Origin of the sequence: Idiomarina fontislapidosi (assembly GCF_003226255.1) — a bacterium.
GTDB classification, from domain to species: domain Bacteria; phylum Pseudomonadota; class Gammaproteobacteria; order Enterobacterales; family Alteromonadaceae; genus Idiomarina; species Idiomarina fontislapidosi.
Map to the genome: position 1 here is coordinate 1 of NZ_QJST01000005.1, position 19816 is coordinate 19816.

At 48.0% G+C, this 19816-nt stretch carries 22 protein-coding genes and 2 tRNA genes; 4 read left to right on the forward strand and 20 right to left on the reverse strand.

The features are described from left to right. The 18 genes from DFP83_RS06720 to DFP83_RS06810 form a co-directional block, all read right to left on the reverse strand. On the reverse strand, window positions 1–732 hold a 732-nt coding region (locus DFP83_RS06720; protein WP_110574255.1), incomplete at its 3' end, for a hypothetical protein. Window positions 733–750: 18 nt separating this feature from the next. Further along, window positions 751–1149 carry a tellurite resistance TerB family protein gene (locus DFP83_RS06725; protein ID WP_110574256.1) on the reverse strand — a complete coding sequence of 133 codons (399 nt, stop codon included), beginning with the start codon at window positions 1147–1149 and terminating at the stop codon, window positions 751–753. 11 nt (window positions 1150–1160) lie between these two features. Continuing rightward, complete coding sequence (locus tag DFP83_RS06730; RefSeq protein WP_126753153.1) at window positions 1161–1949, reverse strand: hypothetical protein; 789 nt, start codon at window positions 1947–1949, stop codon at window positions 1161–1163. 142 nt (window positions 1950–2091) lie between these two features. Next, window positions 2092–2167: transfer RNA gene (locus DFP83_RS06735), tRNA-Lys, on the reverse strand. A gap of 131 nt (window positions 2168–2298) precedes the next feature. Next, window positions 2299–2374 (reverse strand) — tRNA-Lys (locus tag DFP83_RS06745). A 137-nt stretch (window positions 2375–2511) separates the two neighbouring features. Beyond that, window positions 2512–3300, reverse strand: coding sequence for a tol-pal system protein YbgF (ybgF, locus tag DFP83_RS06750; protein WP_110574258.1), 789 nt, complete (start codon window positions 3298–3300; stop codon window positions 2512–2514). 39 nt (window positions 3301–3339) lie between these two features. After that, on the reverse strand, window positions 3340–3882 hold the full coding sequence (gene pal / locus DFP83_RS06755) for a peptidoglycan-associated lipoprotein Pal (RefSeq protein ID WP_110574259.1): 543 nt from the start codon (window positions 3880–3882) through the stop codon (window positions 3340–3342). A 120-nt stretch (window positions 3883–4002) separates the two neighbouring features. Next, entirely contained in the window at window positions 4003–5352 is a 1350-nt protein-coding gene (tolB, locus tag DFP83_RS06760; protein ID WP_110574260.1) for a Tol-Pal system beta propeller repeat protein TolB, read from the reverse strand. Window positions 5353–5366: 14 nt separating this feature from the next. Further along, window positions 5367–6311, reverse strand: a complete 945-nt coding sequence (tolA, locus tag DFP83_RS06765) for a cell envelope integrity protein TolA (protein WP_241971607.1) — start codon at window positions 6309–6311, stop codon at window positions 5367–5369. Between the two features lie 2 nt (window positions 6312–6313). Next, window positions 6314–6736, reverse strand: a complete 423-nt coding sequence (gene tolR, locus DFP83_RS06770; protein ID WP_181416387.1) for a protein TolR — start codon at window positions 6734–6736, stop codon at window positions 6314–6316. A 2-nt stretch (window positions 6737–6738) separates the two neighbouring features. Then, window positions 6739–7443 (reverse strand): protein TolQ, encoded by a 705-nt coding sequence (gene tolQ / locus DFP83_RS06775; RefSeq protein ID WP_110574262.1) that lies wholly within the window; start codon window positions 7441–7443, stop codon window positions 6739–6741. Window position 7444: 1 nt separating this feature from the next. Next, on the reverse strand, window positions 7445–7858 hold the full coding sequence (gene ybgC, locus DFP83_RS06780; protein ID WP_110574263.1) for a tol-pal system-associated acyl-CoA thioesterase: 414 nt from the start codon (window positions 7856–7858) through the stop codon (window positions 7445–7447). A 436-nt stretch (window positions 7859–8294) separates the two neighbouring features. After that, a complete protein-coding gene (gene ruvB / locus DFP83_RS06785) occupies window positions 8295–9320 on the reverse strand; it encodes a Holliday junction branch migration DNA helicase RuvB (protein ID WP_110574264.1) in 1026 nt (341 codons plus the stop codon). Between the two features lie 27 nt (window positions 9321–9347). Continuing rightward, window positions 9348–9968, reverse strand: coding sequence for a Holliday junction branch migration protein RuvA (gene ruvA, locus DFP83_RS06790; protein WP_110574265.1), 621 nt, complete (start codon window positions 9966–9968; stop codon window positions 9348–9350). A gap of 36 nt (window positions 9969–10004) precedes the next feature. Further along, on the reverse strand, window positions 10005–10544 hold the full coding sequence (gene ruvC, locus DFP83_RS06795; protein ID WP_071463344.1) for a crossover junction endodeoxyribonuclease RuvC: 540 nt from the start codon (window positions 10542–10544) through the stop codon (window positions 10005–10007). Window positions 10545–10550: 6 nt separating this feature from the next. Further along, window positions 10551–11300 carry a YebC/PmpR family DNA-binding transcriptional regulator gene (locus DFP83_RS06800; protein ID WP_110574266.1) on the reverse strand — a complete coding sequence of 250 codons (750 nt, stop codon included), beginning with the start codon at window positions 11298–11300 and terminating at the stop codon, window positions 10551–10553. Window positions 11301–11318: 18 nt separating this feature from the next. Beyond that, on the reverse strand, window positions 11319–13091 hold the full coding sequence (aspS, locus tag DFP83_RS06805) for an aspartate--tRNA ligase (protein WP_110574267.1): 1773 nt from the start codon (window positions 13089–13091) through the stop codon (window positions 11319–11321). Between the two features lie 76 nt (window positions 13092–13167). Continuing rightward, entirely contained in the window at window positions 13168–14601 is a 1434-nt protein-coding gene (locus DFP83_RS06810) for a diguanylate cyclase domain-containing protein (protein WP_110574268.1), read from the reverse strand. Window positions 14602–14767: 166 nt separating this feature from the next. On the opposite strand from DFP83_RS06810, the gene cmoA reads away from it, so the two are divergent. From cmoA to DFP83_RS06825, 3 genes are read left to right on the forward strand one after another with little or no spacing between them, the layout of a single operon-like run. After that, entirely contained in the window at window positions 14768–15505 is a 738-nt protein-coding gene (gene cmoA, locus DFP83_RS06815) for a carboxy-S-adenosyl-L-methionine synthase CmoA (RefSeq protein WP_110574269.1), read from the forward strand. A gap of 3 nt (window positions 15506–15508) precedes the next feature. Next, window positions 15509–16480, forward strand: a complete 972-nt coding sequence (gene cmoB / locus DFP83_RS06820) for a tRNA 5-methoxyuridine(34)/uridine 5-oxyacetic acid(34) synthase CmoB (RefSeq protein ID WP_110574270.1) — start codon at window positions 15509–15511, stop codon at window positions 16478–16480. Between the two features lie 30 nt (window positions 16481–16510). Beyond that, complete coding sequence (locus tag DFP83_RS06825) at window positions 16511–17437, forward strand: LysR family transcriptional regulator (RefSeq protein ID WP_110574271.1); 927 nt, start codon at window positions 16511–16513, stop codon at window positions 17435–17437. 22 nt (window positions 17438–17459) lie between these two features. On the opposite strand, the gene galU is transcribed toward DFP83_RS06825, so the two are convergent. Further along, complete coding sequence (gene galU, locus DFP83_RS06830) at window positions 17460–18359, reverse strand: UTP--glucose-1-phosphate uridylyltransferase GalU (RefSeq protein ID WP_110574272.1); 900 nt, start codon at window positions 18357–18359, stop codon at window positions 17460–17462. A 107-nt stretch (window positions 18360–18466) separates the two neighbouring features. Between galU and DFP83_RS06835 the strand changes: the two genes are divergently transcribed. Further along, complete coding sequence (locus tag DFP83_RS06835) at window positions 18467–18820, forward strand: DUF6170 family protein (protein ID WP_110574273.1); 354 nt, start codon at window positions 18467–18469, stop codon at window positions 18818–18820. Here the strand turns inward: DFP83_RS06835 and DFP83_RS06840 are convergent. Beyond that, entirely contained in the window at window positions 18793–19791 is a 999-nt protein-coding gene (locus tag DFP83_RS06840) for a response regulator (RefSeq protein WP_110574274.1), read from the reverse strand. The genes DFP83_RS06835 and DFP83_RS06840 overlap by 28 nt on opposite strands. Window positions 19792–19816 lie beyond the last annotated feature (25 nt).

Genomic DNA, 19816 nt, shown 5'->3' on the forward strand with positions numbered 1-19816 from the left:
TGACACTGTCTCAGCTAACCATCCACTTTGAAGGTCGACTGGATGGCCACATAGATTTATGAAAACTTGGCTGACACAGAATATTGAACACTCTCCACTCATTTGATAAACGCGTTGCGATTGAACACCCCATTCAAAACGCTGTAATAGTTTTTCGTAATTGAGTATCAGCGAATCGAAATACCCAACCACAGCATCTATCGATTTTAGGACGACACTGAGCTGGGTCAGCTGGGTAGTCATCTTTTCAATTTCTTCGTCTATCCGTGCAGCTTCCTCTTTAACATTAGCCAATGATTCTTTTGCTTTCTTACGCGAAAAAATTCCAAGCGTTAGAATCATCCCAGCTGTTTCGAGAAAGCTCATATTATCAAAATCGATCAGCATCAATTCATTCTGTTCTCGCAGCTCCACATGCTGCTTTATCTCGAGAATACTATCGTCGAACAACTCTTCGAATGGTTGACCTTGTATTGTCACATTCTTCAGTCGTCTCGCGATGTTCTTAAAACGCTCGAAATGCACCTCGTATATATCTAATTTATACTGGTTAATTCTGCTCACGCGTTGTTCAATGGATTTCCCGACTTGCCCTACCTGTTTCTGATAGTGGTCGCAAGCCGCTTCGTATTTTTCTTTAGTCTTGCTATAAAGCTCTTCAGCTTGTATCGCGTACTTCTTGCCAGTAACGGCGTTCCACGCTTTACTACACGCTCGTTTTACAAAATTCATAAGCAATTCCTTTAGGCTTTAGTTAAGTAATTCGTAGCCTTTTTCGACCAAACTATTCATTTCCTCTACCCAGTTTTGAAGCCTTTCCACTTCTGCGCTATCAAAGCCAAATGCCTTGGCCAAATTCTGCATGAAATCAGCTTCACTCATACAAACTTCACCGTCGGCAAGCAAAATCCCGTAGAGCTCAATAAGCAAAATCTTCTTATGCTTAGTAGAAGATTTGCTTAGCACCTTTACTATGGACTCGATTTTATCTTGTTTTTGAAGCGTGTAACCGGGTAACTCACACTCATGTACAAATGAGTCAAATACCAACGACTCCACATCCTTATGTTCACCGTTAAGCCCCATTGAGTAATAGGCCAGCTCTAAAAAGTTCTTTTTCTCTCCAATATTCAACTCAGACAGGAACACAACTCCACTCCTTAGTAGCTTGTATGCTCTTTATTTACTTGATTTCCTTTATCGTCATACTCAAATGCGTTTTGCGACTCAACCTCGCCAGTTTCATCATAAAGATACTCGAAGATTGTTTGTCCTTCTGAGTTAAACTCTAATCCACGCTCTGGTTGTCGTGATGCGTTATAAAACATTTGATATTTCAAAGAGTCACCAGCAAACGTATCACTACTCCGCTTGATGTTGTTCTCATAGTAAATTTGAGTAATTTGGCCTGAATACTTGTCTTCGATACGAGTCACTTTACAGTCACCCAAACGCTTGACGAACTCTTCATTCTCTATCTTAAGATCTTGATGACGCGCCACCTCATTGGTGAGCTCTACTAAGTTGTTCAAACGCAACGTTTGTATAAGGTTTGTCAGCTGTTCAATGTTTGCGAGGTTTTCCTGCTTACTCTTGAATGAGTATGCAGCTTGGCGTCTATCTAACGAAGCAAAGGCTTCTTTGACCGTGTCACTAACATATTGAGCGTGTTGTTCGTGAGAGGATTTGAGCTGTGAAACGTTTGACTGTTGAACTCTGTCGAGCTCTTTGAACTGCTTCTTAAGTGCAGAGTCAAGTTCAATTAGTTTACTGGAAATATTTTCCTCGAACAGTTCCAAAGACTCTTCAAGATTCCTTATGCTGGCAGCTTGGCTACTTAACCCTAGCTCTAAATTATTAGCCTTTCTAAATATTAGAATATTTATAGCCAGGGAGATAATTCCAAATACCAAAACGGCAATCATGATTTGGGTAAGGGTTATGTCCATATGACCTCTATTTTTTGAATTATTTTTTTAATTGCGGACTTTTTCGTAACTCGAGGATATACGAAAGAATAATCAGATTAGAGCGCATTTAAAAGTTAAGATCAAATAAAGAGGGATGATAAAAAGAAAATAAGAAAGGAGATGGTGGGTTGTGCAGGATTCGAACCTGCGACCAATTGATTAAAAGTCAACTGCTCTACCAACTGAGCTAACAACCCATTTTTCGGATATCTTTCCTTGCGCTGAAAGCGCAAGCTACGGACAACCCATCATGTGCTTGCGCAGAATGCGCAAGTTACGTAAAAGCGCGGAGTGCGCATTTTACATCGTCTGGTAAAGGCGAAAGAAGTGGTGGGTTGTGCAGGATTCGAACCTGCGACCAATTGATTAAAAGTCAACTGCTCTACCAACTGAGCTAACAACCCACTTTCTAGTACTGCCTCCGTTGCCACATTTGTCCTTGGCAACGGCGGCATAGTTTACTTAAATAACGCTGTGATGCAACTGATAATTTCAGTTTTTTGTCTGACTGCTTACTATTCGATCAGTTGTTGGGCCGATGTTACAGGTTTGACAGGCGTTGCTTCGCCAAATTCGCTTCGGTACTGTCCGAATACTCGTTCAGTACTCGCTGATAAAACGTCTTGGCATCGGCTGTTTTGCCTTGCTCAGCTGCAATAACGCCTAACTTCAATAAGCAGTCTGCGCGCTTATTGCTGTCTGGGTAGTTATCTACCACTTGTTTAAAGTGGTCATGCGCCTTCTGGTACTCTTGTTGCGCATACAACAGCTGACCCAACCAATAATGTGCGTTTGGCACGTAGGTTGAATTAGGGAAGTTCTGCAAGAAGGATTCGAACGCCGGTATTGCGGCATCGTAGCGCTTATCTTCAAGTACTAAGGCGATGGCTTTGTCATAGGCGTCATTCTCGCTCATATTCGCGCTGTAGCCGCTGCTTCCGTTACTGGATGCGCTACTACCACCTGAATCGCTTGAAGTCGGTACCGTCTGCATATCGTCCATGCTGTAAGACGATCCGCCACCTTGCTGTTTAAGCTGACTAAAACGACGATCGATCTCTTGGTAGATTTCGCGCTGACGCTCTAACAGCTGCTCAAGACGGTACTCGTGCTCTTCGGTGATACCACGAAGTTCAGCGACGTCTTGTTGCAATGAAGACAAGGTATTAAGCATTTCGAGCTGAGCGCCCTGACGCGCATCAAGCATGCGCTCGATGGTGGCTAGGCGTTGCTCAAGTGAACTGGCTGACTGATTTAGGCTGGACACTGGTGCCTGCGCCATAGCGGCGGCAGGCATCAGTAGACAGATAGCCAATAATGATTTTTTCATGAACTATCCGTTTTATTTAGTTAAACGTCGAAGTGGCTATTAGTAAACCAATACTGCGCGACGGTTTTTCGCGTACGCACGTTCGTTCGAAGCGTTCACTAATGGCTTCTCTTCGCCATAAGAAACGGTTGAGATTTGTGAATCTTGTACACCTAAGTTAGTTAGGTAATCTTCAACCGCTTTTGCACGACGCTCGCCCAATGCGATGTTGTACTCTGGCGTACCACGTTCGTCGGCGTGACCTTCGATAACGATGGTGACGTTCGGGTTCTTAACTAAGTAGTCAGCGTGTGCTGCAAGCAACTCTGCATACTCAGATTGAACTGATGAACGGTCAAATGCAAAGTAGATGATGTGCTCTTTACGTAGCGCTTCCATCTGTTCTTCACGAACTTCTTCAGGCGTCTTAGCACGGTCAGCTGAACCCACTTGTACACCTGACTGCTCGCCAGATTCAGAAGATTGGTTCGTTTCCTGACCTGCACCCATGCCTGAATCAGTGCTTGAGTTAGAGCTACATGCGGCTAATGTTGCCATTGGAACGGCAATCGCCAGAGCTTTTAATAATTTGTTGAGCTGCATCCTAATGATCCTTATCGTTATCCAGTTGATCAAACCGTTCGGTTTACTAAACTAATTTTGATTAAAACTTGCGCGATCGTGCACAAGCTTACACTACTTTTATAGTACTTTTACAAGCACTTACATAAATGGCGACCACGATGGTGACTTCACTTCACCGCTACTGGCCGGCAAACGCGCTTTAAAGCGACCGTCTGTCGACACTAACGCTAACACTTGTTTGTTATTGTGAGTAGTGCTGTATATCACCATACTGCCATTAGGTGCCACACTGGGTGATTCGTCCAACGCCGTGCGAGTCAGTACTTGCATCGTACCCCGCGGGAATTCCTGCCGCGCGATGTGATAGTTACCATTTGTACGGTTAACCAAAATCATCGATTCGCCCGATGGCATGACCGTGCCACCTAAGTTTTGTTCGCCTTCAAAAGTTAAGCGACGCACCTCACCTGAAGATAAATTTACGCTATATAGTTGCGGTCTTCCACCTCTTTCTGAAGTGAATACGATTGATTTACCGTCAGGTGTCCAACCTGGTTCAGTATCAATCGTACGATTCCGCGTTAAGCGTTGCAAGTTTTTAGTCTTAAGATCCATGACATACAACTCAGGATTGCCATCTTTTGACAATACCATCGCCATTTTATCGCCATCTGGCGAGAACACCGGACTCCCGTTGATGCCTGGGAACGAGGTGATTTTCTCACGTCGTGTGGTGTAGATGTCTTGTACGAAAATCTCCGGGCGCTTGTTCTCGAAGCTGACATACGCCAACTTGTTACCATCCGGCGACCATGACGGTGACATCAGTGGCTCAGGGCTACGTAATAACACCTTCTCATTAGCGCCGTCATAATCGGCGACCAGTAATTTGTAGGGATATTCGTCGTCTTGGTTGACTGTGACGTAGGCAATGCGAGTCATAAAAGCACCCGGCTCACCCGTCAGTGCTTCGTAGACCACATCTGAAATACGGTGTGAGTACTGACGGAATTGGTTGCCATCGATGACCGAGCTGCGTGCATCTAAGATGTGGTCGTTGCTTTGTACCAACTGACCGTTTTTCAGCATCTGTGCATCGCCACCGGTGATTTGTCCACGTAATACATCCACCAACTGGAACTTCACCATGTAGCGGTCAACCGAGTAAGGTTCTACCGTACCCATCAGCACGGCTTCGACGCCCATCTTCGCCCATGCTGAGTAATCAAGCTCCTCATCATTGGCAGGATACTGCGGCATCGCCGATTGCGGGATAGGATTAAACTTACCACTGCGGGTTAAATCCGCGGCAATGACTTCTGTAAGGTTGCCTGGCGCTTCGCCGTCACCTAACCATTTAAATGGAACAACCGCAATCGGACGCGCACTGTCGATACCTTCGGTGATGACAATTTCTAACACCCCGGCTCGTGCGGTCGACGTGACTGCCATAACTAAGATACATAAATTTAAAAACAGCTTTTTCATGGTTCACCTTACGTTTATAACTGCGGTTTAACCGTTAGTTTAATGGTACTCATCTGTTGGTAGACTTCTGGGTCTTCCGACACCGGCAACGTGGTGGCTTTTAACACCGCGTTTTCGGCTGAACGACATACGGATGGGTCACCCGCGCCGGTGGTCACCGACTTGACGAACCCACTCGGTGCCAAGCTGATGGTCAACTCACAGGATTTACCCGACATCGAATCGTCTACGTTCCAGTTGCGCTGAATCGTTTGCTGAATCAGCGCTTGGTATTTTTCCAACTCGCTCAACACTTGGCGACGACGCGCCGCAGACCGGCGTTGGCGTTCTTCTTCCATCTCTTTTTGCAACTGCGCTTCGCGTTCTGCCGCTAACCGACGCTGACGCTCTTCTTCTTCGCGACGTTTACGTTCGGCCTCACGCTGTTTGCGTTCTTCCTCGGCTTTACGTGCCGCTTCTTCGGCCTCTCGTTCGGCTTGCGCGCGACGCTCTGCGGCTTGTTTTGCCGCTTGCTCTTCTTTGCGACGTTGCTCAGCCAATTGCTCGGCTTCTTTTCTCGCTTGCTCGGCACGCTTACGTGCTTCGGCTGCTTCTTGCTCTTCTTGCTTTTGCTGCTCGGCTATCTGCGCTAAACGTTGTTGCTCACGTTCACGTGCTTTACGCGCTTCTGCTGCTTTGCGTTCTAGCTCTTGAATACGCTGTTGCTCAGCTCGGCGTTCGGCGGCCTTTTGGTCTTTTATCCGTTGCACCTGACGTTCAACCGCTGCTTTATCGACAGATACCGCGTTGACGATTTCTTCCGGCTTCGGATTCATTTCGCTTTGTTCTAGATTCACTTCCATCGGCGTCGGCTCAGGCGAAGTGAATTCAAAGCTCACCAACAACACCGCAGCGATCGCCGCGTGAATGCCTATCGAGTAGGCTAAGGGTAACTTAAAACTCTCTGCTGACTTTGCCACAACTAATTATCCGCTGAATCTGTCATAAGCCCAACTGACGGTACGCCAGCGCGTTGCAGTAGTACCATCAATTGCACAATTTGATTGTACGATACCGCCCCATCACCATTCACCATGACCGGGGTTTCTGGCTCGACCTGCAGGTGCGCAGCCACTAACGTCGCGACTTCATCGGCGCTGATCGGCACGTCAGGGTCAGTCCCCTGATTCAGGTAGTAATTACCTTCGGCATCCACCGATGCCACCAACGGTGGATTGGTGTCCTTTGCCAATGCCTCTGCGCTTGCCTTTGGCAGTTCAACTTTAACCCCTTGGGTTATCAGTGGTGCGGTTACCATAAAGATAATCAGCAACACCAACATGACGTCGATGTAGGGCACCACGTTGATTTCGGCGACCGGCTTGCGGCGCTTACGTGGCATCACCATCATAGCGCGTCACCTTTTACATTTTTACCGTTTGATAAGGTTTGGCGTTGCAAGATGGCAACGAACTCATCAATAAAGTTCATGTACTGGTTATCCACTTTTTCAACTCGGTTGGTAAAGCGGTTGTATGCGATAACAGCAGGGATCGCCGCGAACAGACCCATCGCAGTAGCAATCAATGCCTCGGCGATACCCGGTGCGACCATCGCGAGGGTGGCTTGTTTTACGGCACCGAGTGCGATGAAAGCATTCATGATACCCCACACCGTACCAAACAGGCCGATATACGGGCTGATTGAGCCGATGGTTGCCAAAATACCGAGGTTAGAATCGAGTTTTTCCATCTCGCGTGCGTGGGCAACGCGCATGGCACGGAAGGCGCCTTCTACACGGGTTTGTGCATCGGCGTTATCGTGGTTACTGAGCCGAGCGAATTCTTTAAAGCCGGCGTGGAACAGTAGCTCCATACCGCGACTGTTTTTCGCACGGGCTGAAATTTCTTGATATAAGCGAGCGAGGTCAACTCCTGACCAAAAACGGTCTTCGAATTTGAGTGCATCGCTGTGAGCTTGTCCAATGACCTTTTTACGTTGGAATATGAGTACCCAGCCCCACACGGACATTGCCAATAGCATGAGCATGACCAATTTAACCAGTAAACTGGCCTGCAAAAACAAATCAATAAAGGACAATTCTGCTTCCACGCTAACTAACCTCTGCTTTTATCGCTTGTAAGATACTATCGGGTATTGCGACCGCTTTCATCGCATCTTTGTCGACACATGCGGCTTTCACCCGTGCCTGACAATGTAATGTACCATCTGCGCCCCGTACTTGCTGCGTAAACACCAAGGACGCTTTCTTGACCTGTTCGACCACAACGGTCACTGTCAGTTCAGCATTAAACTTGGCGGCGGCTTGCAAGTCGAGATCGACATGACGCACCACGAAAGCTCTATTGTGATCTAACCAGCTATCCTGTTCAATCCCTAAAGACCTTAACCATTCTGTCCTAGCACGCTCAATAAACTTGAGATAGTTCGCATAATAAACGATACCACCTGCATCGGTATCCTCATAATAGACCCGTATCGGCCAGGTAAAGACACGTTCTTGCATAAAAATTCCTTGAGAAATAACCCTTTCGTCCCAATACTCTGTAAAAGTGTGAAAAAGTTGCTCTGATTAAAATATCAACAGACTTTTATTTATGACAAATTTGAAACAATCAAATTTTAACATACTGTTTTGTATACAATTTTTGATTTTGTTGCTTTTTTGTTGCGCTATTTTCGAACAATCTACAATTTCTTCATATTAGTTTTTCTAATCTGAAGATGTAATTTTTCTAGTTTGATGATGGCTCATCTGGGCGTATAATAGCCCCTAAATCGAGATGAAGAGATTGGTTGTCACTTCTTCTTAGATTGTTACTTACTTTTTTGATTACTTAGAGTAAGTTCCCTGGATTTTTAACTTCCTTCTTGTTGTTCTGTTTGCCCGTTCCATTTGGTTCGGGCTTTTTTTTACTCAAATTTTACCTTTTTGAATCGTGTTATTCTTCTGCGTTTGGATTCAAGCCAAAGTGGCGGTATGCCCGCGGTGTGGCGATACGTCCTCGTGGGGTACGCTGTAAAAACCCTTGCTGAATCAAATAAGGTTCGAGCACATCCTCGATGGTGTCCTTTTCTTCACCAATGGCTGCGGCTAGGTTATCTAACCCCACTGGGCCGCCCAAAAACTTCTCCATAATCGCCAGCAGCAGTTTTCTATCCATGTAGTCAAAACCGGCTTGGTCGACATCCACCATGGTCAGTGCGGCACTGGCGACTTCTTGATTAACGGTGCCATCGGCTTTTACTTCGGCGTAATCACGGACCCGGCGTAATAATCGGTTAGCGATACGCGGCGTGCCCCGCGACCGACGAGCGATTTCTTGCGCCCCACCGTTATCCATGGTGACGTTCATATAGTGCGCTGAGCGCTTGATGATTTCGGTGAGCTCTTCGACTTGATAAAACTCCAAGCGCTGCACGATACCAAAGCGGTCACGTAAGGGGGATGTCAACGCGCCGGCTCGGGTCGTTGCACCAATCAAGGTAAATGGCGGCAAATCGAGCTTAATCGAACGTGCTGCCGGCCCCTCGCCTATCATAATGTCGAGTTGGTAGTCTTCCATCGCCGGATAGAGGATTTCTTCGACCACCGGACTCAAGCGGTGAATTTCATCAATAAAGAGGACATCATGAGCATCGAGGTTAGTCAGCAGCGCAGCGAGATCGCCTGCTTTTTCAAGAACCGGCCCCGAGGTGGTTTTGATGTTCACATCCAGTTCATTCGCCACGATATTGGCCAACGTGGTTTTGCCTAAGCCGGGCGGACCAAAAATCAGCAGATGATCGAGCGCTTCTTCGCGTTTACGCGCCGCCTCGATAAAGATTTCCATCTGCTCGACCACGTGTTTTTGCCCGGTGTAGTCGGCGAGCTTCTTCGGACGAATGGCACGGTCAATGGCTTCATCGTCACCCTGTACATCGGCTTCGATAATGCGGTGACTGGGGATGTGATCTGCTTCAATCATAACCTATTCCAAAGGCTGTTCGGCCTATTAAGACAATTGTTTAAGCGCGCTACGAATCAATGTTTCGCTGCTTTCGCCCTGTTGGTACACGGCTTTTAATGCTTTCTCGGCCTGCACCGGCTTATAACCGAGTGCGAGCAATGCGCTCAAGGCATCGGCTCGTGCATCCGCTGGATGCACCAGCGCATCACCAGTGATGCTATCCAAGGGTGCGGCATCGGTGGCGGGCGTACTGGAACCCTGCCAATCTTTTAAGCGGTCACGCATCTCGATAACCAAGCGCTCCGCAGTTTTCTTACCCACACCCGGTAATTTCACCAAGCGGCTGACATCGTTTTGATTCACTGCCCAGACAAACTCATCGGCGTTCATACCTGATAGGATAGCCAGCGCCAGCTTAGGTCCCACACCTTGGGTTTTAATTAATAGTCTAAACAAACTGCGCTCGGCGAGCGAGTTAAAGCCATATAATAATTGCGCGTCCTCACGCACCACAAAATGTGTCACCAAGGTGACAGGCTCTCCGGTGGCGGGCAGCTGATAAAAGCAGGTCATCGGCAATTGAATTTCATAGCCCACCCCTTGCACATCGACTAATACTTCCGGGGGTTGCTTACTTATCAAGGTGCCACGAATTTGTCCGATCACTGGATATCCTCTTTGTTATTCTAGTGAATGCCCGTGCTAACGACGTAAACGACCGCGCACGATTTTGCGTGCTGCGCCAGACATTTTAATTAAACTTTGCGCGCTGTGTGCGTGACACAACGCCACCGCTAATGCGTCAGCGGCATCGGCTTGGGGGGATTTACTCAAATTGAGTAATGCCATCACCATGTGTTGCACTTGTGTTTTATCGGCACCGCCATTGCCCACCACCGCCTGCTTTATTTGCCGCGCGCTATACTCGGCAACCGGTAAATCGGCACACGCTGCGGCCACTATCGCTGCACCTCGCGCTTGCCCTAACTTTAACGCAGAATCTGGGTTGCGTGCCATGAATACTTGCTCAATCGCAAATTCATCGGGTTGGTACTGAGTGATCAGTTCAACCACGCTGTTATGTATGCGTTTGAGTTTTTCGGCGAGGCTCAGTGGTTGCGCGGTGGTGCCTGTTGCACGAATGCAACCACTGGCAATATAAGATAAATGTCGCCCTTGCTGCTGGATAACCCCAAAGCCCGTTAAACGTGAGCCTGGATCAATGCCAAGGATCACGCTCATCGCGGGTTACTCATCCAGTGATGCCAATACGTCATCCGAGATATCAGCGTTATGGTAGGCGTTTTGCACATCGTCTAAATCCTCAAGTGCGTCGAGTAGTTTGAGGAAGGTGCGAGCGCCGTCTTCATCTAAGTCGACTTTGGTATCGGGCACCATGGTCACTTCAGCGTTGGTCGCCTCGGCGCCTGTGGCATCTAGCGCGTCTTTGACGGCACCAAAGGCATCAGGGCTGGTAAACACATCGATATGACCATCGCCATGGTTCAACACATCATCGGCACCCGCCTCAATCGCGGGCTCCAAGATGGTTTCTTCGCTGGTCTCGCTACCATAACTGATCACGCCACGTTTATTAAACAGATACGCCACCGAGCCATCCGTACCCAGGTTGCCGTTAAATTTATTAAACGCGTGACGCACTTCTGACACCGTGCGATTGCGGTTATCCGTCATGCATTCGAGTAAGATAGCCACGCCGCTGGGGCCATAGCCCTCGTAGGTCAACTCTTCAACGTTTTCACCTTCGAGTTCGCCCGAACCGCGCTTAACCGCTGTATCAATGGTGTCGCGCTTCATGTTATTAGACAGCGCTTTATCAATCGCCGCACGCAAGCGTGGATTGGTTTCGGGATCACCACCGCCCTGCCTTGCAGAGACGGTGATTTCTCGAATCAATTTGGTAAAGATTTTGCCGCGCTTTGCGTCTTGCGCGGCTTTACGATGTTTTATGTTGGCCCATTTGGAATGACCTGCCATGTCTCACTCCATTTGTTGCTATTCGTCTTTGTCTTCCACCGTACTCTTAACGCCGAGCTCTTGCAACGCGTCTGGGTTAGCCAACCCAGGTGCATCGGTAAGCACACAGGCAGCCGTGGTGGTTTTCGGGAACGCGATCACGTCACGGATTGAGCTTGCGCCCACCATCAGCATCACTAAGCGGTCAAGACCAAAGGCTAAACCGGCGTGTGGTGGTGTACCGTACTTGAGCGCCTCGAGTAAGAAACCGAACTTCTCTTTCGCCTCTTCAGCGCCAATGCCCAAGACTTCGAACGCGGCTTGCTGCATAGCATTATCGTGAATACGTACAGAACCACCGCCGACTTCAACGCCGTTAAGTACCATGTCGTACGCATTAGACAGCGCTTGCGCAGGGTTTGCTTTTAGCTCTTCTGGCGTAACGTTGACCGGTGCCGTGAATGGATGGTGCATCGCGGCTAAACGACCTTCGTCGTCTTCTTCGAACATTGGGAAGTCAACCACCCACAGCGGACGCCATTCGTCGCTCACCAATTCGAACGTTTCGCCCAGCTTGAGACGCAACGCGCCCATCGCTTCGGCGACGACATTGGCTTTATCTGAACCAAAGAACAAGATGTCACCCGTGGCGGCTTCAGTACGCTCAAGAATCGCGTTCAGTGCCTCATCGGGCAAGAACTTCAGGATCGGCGACTGCAAGCCATCACGACCCTGGCTGAGATCGTTCACTTTGATCCATGCCAAGCCTTTAGCGCCATAGATGCCAACAAATTGGGTGTATTCGTCGATCATCTTGCGCGATACGTTATCTGCCTGACCCGGTAAGCGAATCACTGCAACGCGTCCTTTCTCGTCGTTTGCAGGACCCGAGAAGACTTTAAATTCAACGTCTTTTAACAGGTCAGCGACATCGACTAACTCTAACGGGTTACGTAAGTCTGGCTTGTCCGAACCAAAGCGACGCATGGCTTCGTGCCAGGTCATGGTCGGGAACTTGCCTAAATCGATATCCAATAATTGTTGGAACAATTGACGTGTCATGGTTTCGGTGACTTCCATCACCTGCTCTGCGCTCATGAACGAGGTTTCGATATCGATCTGAGTAAATTCTGGCTGACGGTCAGCACGTAAGTCTTCATCACGGAAGCACTTTACGATCTGATAGTAGCGGTCAAAGCCCGACATCATTAGCAATTGTTTAAACAACTGCGGACTTTGTGGCAAGGCAAAGAAACGACCTTTGTGGGTACGGCTTGGTACCAAGTAATCACGCGCACCTTCTGGAGTCGCACGGGTCAGCATCGGTGTTTCGATATCTAAAAAGCCACTGTCATCGAGGAAACGACGCACGGCACTGGCGACTTTGGCACGGAACTGCAGGTTCTGGTTCATCTGCGGACGACGCAAATCCAGATAACGATAACGTAAACGTGCTTCTTCGCTTACTTGCGAGTTAAAATCGATAGGTAGCGGTTCTGAACGGCTCAAGATAGTCAGATCGTTGGCAATGATCTCGACTTCGCCAGTTTTCATGTTGGCGTTCACTTGGCTGTCTGGACGACGGTTTACTTTACCGTGGATTTGTACACAGAACTCTTGGCGCAGGCGGTTTGCTTGCTCAAACAGGGCATTTTGATCGGGGTCAAATACCACTTGAACCAAGCCTTCGCGGTCACGTAGATCGATAAAGATCAAGCCACCTAAATCGCGACGTTTGTTGACCCAACCACATAAAGTCACTTCTTGTTCGGCTAGTTCGGCAGTCACCTGCCCACAGTAATGCGTTCGCATGCGCCTTTCACACCTTTTATTCTGCTAAATGATTAAAGCGCATATTATAGCGAAATAGGCGCTAATGTCATCCGAGTTAAGGCGCGGCTAACCTGACATCGTTTTTACCGGCATCTTTTGCCGCGTACATGGCTTTATCGGCCGCTCGCAATAAGGCGTTTTCATCACTGCCATGTTGCGGGAATAAGCTCACACCAATACTGGTGCTGACTTCGAGCATGTGCTGGCCAATTTGATATGGGCGTGCGATATGCACCACCAATTTACGCGCCACAGCCAGTGCGGCACTGGTGGTTGGGGTGGTGGGTAGCAACACGACAAACTCATCGCCACCATAACGACACACGGTATCAGAGCGACGCAATAGGCTCTGCATACGCTGGGAAGCGTGGATCAGCAGTTCATCGCCCACTTCGTGGCCGTACTGGTCGTTAATTTGTTTAAAGCCGTCTAAATCCAAGAACATAATGGCAAAGGCTTTATTCGAGCGCTCCGCTTGCAGAATGGCTTGGTCTAATCGGTCTGACAATAATTTGCGGTTCGGCAACCCCGTCAACTCATCGTGGGTTGCAACGTAACGGATGCGTTTCTCGGCATCCTTACGCAATTTAACCTCGCGACGCAGACGGCTATTTCTAAAGGCAATAAACAAAAACACCAGCACAACACCGGAACCCACCTTCAAGGCAATTTGTAGCAGCTCTTCGTCGCTCCAACCGGTTTGCAGCTCGTATCCATACCACTTGTTACGTAACTGGTTTTGTTGGCTTTGGGTAATGTTATCGATGCCTTTGTTAAGGGTGACCACTAATGGCTGCCAATCACTGCGCACGCCAAAAAATAGATCTTGTCCAGGCGCGTCATCGAGGACTTCAAGTTGCGCGTTAGCAATGGGTTGTCTTTGTAACTCGAACACGAGTATCGGCAGGCTATCAACGTAAACGTTAATTTGGCTATCTTTAAGCGCAGTAATGGCTTGGTCGATTTCGGGATATTCGATGACTTCGGTACCACGCTGATTACGCAACAACGAGACCACACTGTAATCTTGAATGATACCTAGACGCTGACCGCGTAAGTTGCCCACGTTGACGCTGCCGGTTGAATCGAGGGCGTCTTTATTAAGATAAAGCACTGCCCACGGCATTGACCAATACCGTTGCGTAAAGCTGGCGTAGCGCGAGCGGCCCTCAGAATATGACATGCTGGGTAAGATATCAATATTGCGCTGCTCGAGCGCAATCAAGCATTGGCTCCACGAACCACAAGGGGTCCATTTCAACTCAACCGATAGGTGTTGCGAAATAAGTCGCAGCATGTCGGCATCAAAACCAACGCCTTCGCCGTTTTCGATACCAATCAATGGCATGAGATTTTGCGGGACACCGACTCGAATTGACTGGTGCTCTTCGAGCCAGTCATTGGTATCTACTGAACTTCCTGTCGTAGCTAAAACCGCATTGACCCAGAAAATTCCGAGATATCCCGCTAGGTATTTAAATAGTCTCATTTTACCTTGCTTCCTTGCATTGGCGCGAAAACCTAGGGTTGATAGTAATGTCTGATTGCGATTCATCTTTACCGTTCAGCTTTTATTCTTGTTTATTCTGTGCCTCAGAGCGATTTAGCGTTAAACTACGCGTATATTTTATGCCGCCTAAACACAGTTATTTCTTATGAGTCAGCAGGATACAATTTACTCAAAAGCTTTACCCAGCGTTGGTGACTTTCGTTTTGACGAACATGTCGTTGAAGTCTTTCCGGATATGATTAATCGTTCAGTGCCCGGCTACGCTACGATCATACAAACATTACCACAACTGGCTGAACGTTATAGTCAAAATAACACAAATGTGTATGACCTTGGCTGTTCACTGGGTGCAGCAACGTTAGCCCTGCGCAAAGGCTGCGAAAAAAGTCAGGGTAATCAGATTATCGCCGTCGATAACTCGCAACCCATGATTGACCGCGCACGTTTGCACTTACAAGGCTTTAAAAGTGATATTCCTGTCACGTTCAATTGTGAAAACGTGCAAGACACATCCATTGAAAACGCCTCAATCGTGGTGCTGAATTTTACACTGCAATTTGTGCCAAAAGAAGACAGAAACGCGCTTATTCAGAAAATTTATTCAGGTTTAAACCCAGGCGGTGTGCTATTAGTCGCCGAAAAAGTCGCCCACACGGATAAACACATTCACGATACATTAGTTGAGCTTCACCATGACTTCAAGCGCGCCAACGGCTATAGCGAGCTTGAGATCAGCCAAAAACGCGCAGCGATAGAAAATGTAATGAAAATTGATAGCCTAGATACTCACTTCGCGCGCTTTCAGGACGCGGGCTTTGCGCATTCGGGTGTGTGGTTACAGTGCTTTAATTTCGTCGCGATGATGGCCGTTAAAGGAGAATAATTCATGGAGATGTTTGCTAAGGATCTCAGCGCACTGGCTCAAAGCCCTCACCGCCAATGGTTAACCACATTGCCCCAGCAGTTAAATTCGTTTTTACAGTCACCTCATGGCGAGTTTAAGAAGTGGCAACGTGTGCTTAAGCAGTTACCTCAACTTGACACGGATCACGCCAGTTTGGGCGATACAGTGCAAGTTGGTTTGCCCGAGCAAGCCAGTGACTCAGACCGCGCGCGAATGAATGGTTTGTTAAAACAGTTACAACCTTGGCGCAAAGGACCTTTCGATTTATTTGGACTATTCATCGACACCGAATGGCGTTCTGACTGGAAGTGGCAACGCGTGCAACCGCATTTAAACGACCTCAGCGGCAAGCAGGTGTTAGATGTGGGCTGTGGCAGTGGTTATCACCTTTGGAGGATGTTAGAGGCAGGCGCTTCGGAGGTTTGGGGGATTGACCCAGGTGAGCTGTTCTTGACGCAGTTTCAGGCAATAAAGCAGATGATGCCACCATCCATCGGTGACCGCGCACATTACTTTCCGGTCGGAATTGAGCATATGCCCTCACTTCAAAGTTTTGATACGGTTTTTAGCATGGGCGTGTTGTATCATCGTCGCTCGCCACTTGAGTTTTTACAACAACTTAAAAGTCTTTTAAGATCAGGTGGACAATTAATACTAGAAACGATTGTGGTCGAGGGCGACGAAACCACCGTGATGATGCCAGGCGAGCGTTATGCTCAGATGCGTAATGTGTGGTTTTTACCAAGCGCCAAAGCACTCTGTGTCTGGCTCGAACGTTTAGGGTTTAAAAATCCCGAAATTGTCGACCATAACCCCACCACACTTGATGAACAGCGATCAACCGAGTGGATGACGGGTGAATCTTTAAAAGATTTTCTTGATCCAAATGACCCAAAAAAGACTATTGAGGGATATCAAGCACCCATCCGTGCAATCGTTAAAGCGACAATTTAATCGTCAGACAAGAGGTTAGACATTAATCCTATGCCACACTACAGAGCTAAGTCCACTTTGGAACAATGGCGCATTTTACAAGCGGTTGTAGACTGTGGTGGCTATGCACATGCAGCAGAGAAGTTAAATAAAAGTCAGTCCTCGTTAAATCACGCAGTGTCGAAGCTACAACAAGTATTGGGCGTGCAATTGCTTGAGATCCGAGGCCGCAAAGCAGAACTCACTCATGTCGGTGAAGTGATGCTGCGCCGCTCGCGACAATTGAGCCAAACGGTGTATGAGCTCGAGCAGCTAGCGTGCAACATGGAGCAAGGCTGGGAACCAGAGATTAAACTGGCGTTAGAAATGGTTTTTGACCGCAACGATTTAATTCCAGCGTTAAAAGATTTTCAAGAGCATGGCCGCGGGTCTCGGCTAACGATTGAAGACACGGTGCTCACCGGTACGTTGGAGCATATCCGTAACGAAAGTGCAGATTTGGTCATTACCCATCAATTGCCAAAAGGCTATCTGGGCGAGCCCATTCACGACTACTACATGGACTTAGTCTGTCATCCAGATCATCCGTTAGCACAGCAGTCATCGCCTATTTCGCAGGATCAGTTGGCGCAGCATCTACAGATTGTCATCCGCGATACTGCGAATCAACCCGCAGAAGAAGGCGGCTGGTTAAAGGCTGAACAACGATGGACGGTGAGTCATTTTGATGAGGCGTTACGGCTTGTTCGTTCGGGATTAGGCTTTTGTTGGTTGCCACCCTATATTGCTAAACGCGCGATGCAAAAAGGCTCGTTACGTAAATTGGAGCTGAAAGGCAGCACATGCCGCAAAGGTTCGCTGTACTTGGTGTTGCCAAAAGGGGAGAAAACAGGACCCTGTTCTCGTTTACTGGCGGATTTGGTTTTACGTCATGCCCCAAAGCGCCAACAGGATGATATGGAAGCCAGCGCGGGTTAGCGCTGGCCTCGAGCCGTTACACTTAAGCTTGTAACTGCTTGATGTACGCTTTCATATCATCCGCGAGTGACGGATGACGCAATGCATGCTCAATAAACGCTTGCGCATAACCCAGCTTGTTGCCACAGTCGTGGCTCTTACCTTTCATGTAATAAGCATTAACAGGTGACTGTTCAAGCAACATTGCCATCGCATCCGTTAGCTGGATCTCATTACCTGCACCAACAGGCGTCTTGGCTAACAGCGACCACAGCGCCTCTGGGAATACATAGCGACCTACCACCGCTAAATCTGAAGGCGCTTTATCCACTTCGGGCTTTTCGACCAACTGTTTAATCGGTGCTTGCTCGCCTTCGGCTAAGTCGACACCATTGATATCCGCGATACCATAGTTGCTCACTTGCTCACGCGGTACTTTTTCAACCATGACTTGAGCTGCACCTGTGTCGGTGAAGTTACGCACCATTTCAGCCATGTTGTCTTCATTTAAATTACAGCTTGCTGAATCGACAAGTACATCGGGTAACACGACAGCAAACGGCTCATCGCCGACAAGCGGACGTGCGCATAATACGGCGTGACCTAGTCCTTTAGCTTCACCTTGGCGCACGTGCATGATGGTGGTGCCTTTAGGACAAATGGCTTGGACTTCTTCCAGTAGCTGGCGTTTTACGCGGCGTTCTAAAGTCGTTTCTAGCTCGAAACTCGTATCAAAGTGGTTCTCGATAGAGTTTTTACTCGAGTGGGTCACCAAAATAACGTCGGTTAAACCGGCGGCAGCACACTCTTCAACAATGTATTGGATTAATGGACGGTCCACCAAAGGCAACATTTCTTTAGGGATTGCCTTCGTAGCTGGAAGCATCCGCGTGCCCAATCCGGCAACCGGGATGACGACTTTTTTAACCCGCTTCGTGCTCATGAATTCTTCCTTTTTCGAACATTTTTTCGTAGGGGCACGTTTATACCTTGCCGAGCTGTTATAATGCAAATCCAATTTGTTATTAACAACGGCTTAGGTAAGGTGCCATGGGATTCTATTTAACCTCACGACAGGTTCCACAGCTCAAATCATTTCCTTTCACAGAAAGAGCGCTTATCTTAACAATCGCGCAACAAGCGATGCCAGTACCTCGTCGTATGATATGTAACCTAGCTAAATTGGTGCCAATTTGCATCATCTTTTTTGCCATCGTCGATTTGCCCGGTTGGTGGAAAGCTGTCGGCTTACTGGCTGCTGGTATTGGTTATCCGCTATTTACTCAGCCTATTACGTTAAATATGTCACTGCCTTATATTGATAAAGCTGTGCGTCAGTTTGAAGCACAGCGTGCGGATCAATTAGAGGAAGAAGATCAAGATGAAGATGAGGATACAGCCTGACGCTCAATACTGAGAATCGCTTCAGGTAATTGGCAATGAACGCGTTTTACATCCGTGTGAATATAGCTGTGAAAACTCGCATGTCGCCATATGCCTAACGCCAGGTCAGGCTTGGCTTGCGGCTGCATGCGAATGCGGTCGCCGACTTGAGTCCAACGAAACGTTTGGCGTTCGCTATCAAGAATCGCGAACACCCCATCGAACGCTGTCCGCACTCGCGAATGGCACAACTCAAAATTAATGTGCTGTACCAAATCACGCGGGTCAAGCACGGTATCATCGCTCCCCGCAAGATGTTGACGTATTAACGGATCGATCAGTGTCTTTAACACCAGTAACGGAATTAGGTTTTGCTCGGTTTGGCTGTGCGCCGTCGCCATCACCACTAATACCCTACCCTCGGTTAAGGTACGATAATCTATCCAAATGTTGGCTTCGGCACCCTCCGCCACTTGGTTTTCGATAATGTAATCACCGATATGTAGGGGAGCTTGCGCCAAAAGGTCACTGGCAAGGCGCTCAACGATGTGTTGATCTTGATAGAGTTGATTAATATGGCTGTCCAACTCCCAGATATCGCTGACATAGGTTTCTTCTAATCGATGGCGCTGAAGACAATGTTCGATGGCTTGCGTAATCGTTGACAGGCTATCAATGGGTTTGACTAGGTAATCCCACGCCCCCAGTCGCACCGCCTCACGAATATCACTCATGTCAGAACTCGCCGAAATGACGATCACCGGAAGGTGCGGGGCGATACTTAATAAGCGCTCGATAACTTGCAGGCCATTGATGTCAGGCAACATGAGGTCACACAGCACAATATCCGGCGTACTTTGTTGGCACAGCGATAAGGCTTGCTCACCATATTCTACACAATGTACTGCGTAATTCTGCTGGATGAGAAACTGCTCAACCACTGATTGAAACACGCGATCATCTTCAATCAGTAAAACTTGTTTTTGACCCATTCAGATACACCTATCCTCGGACGAA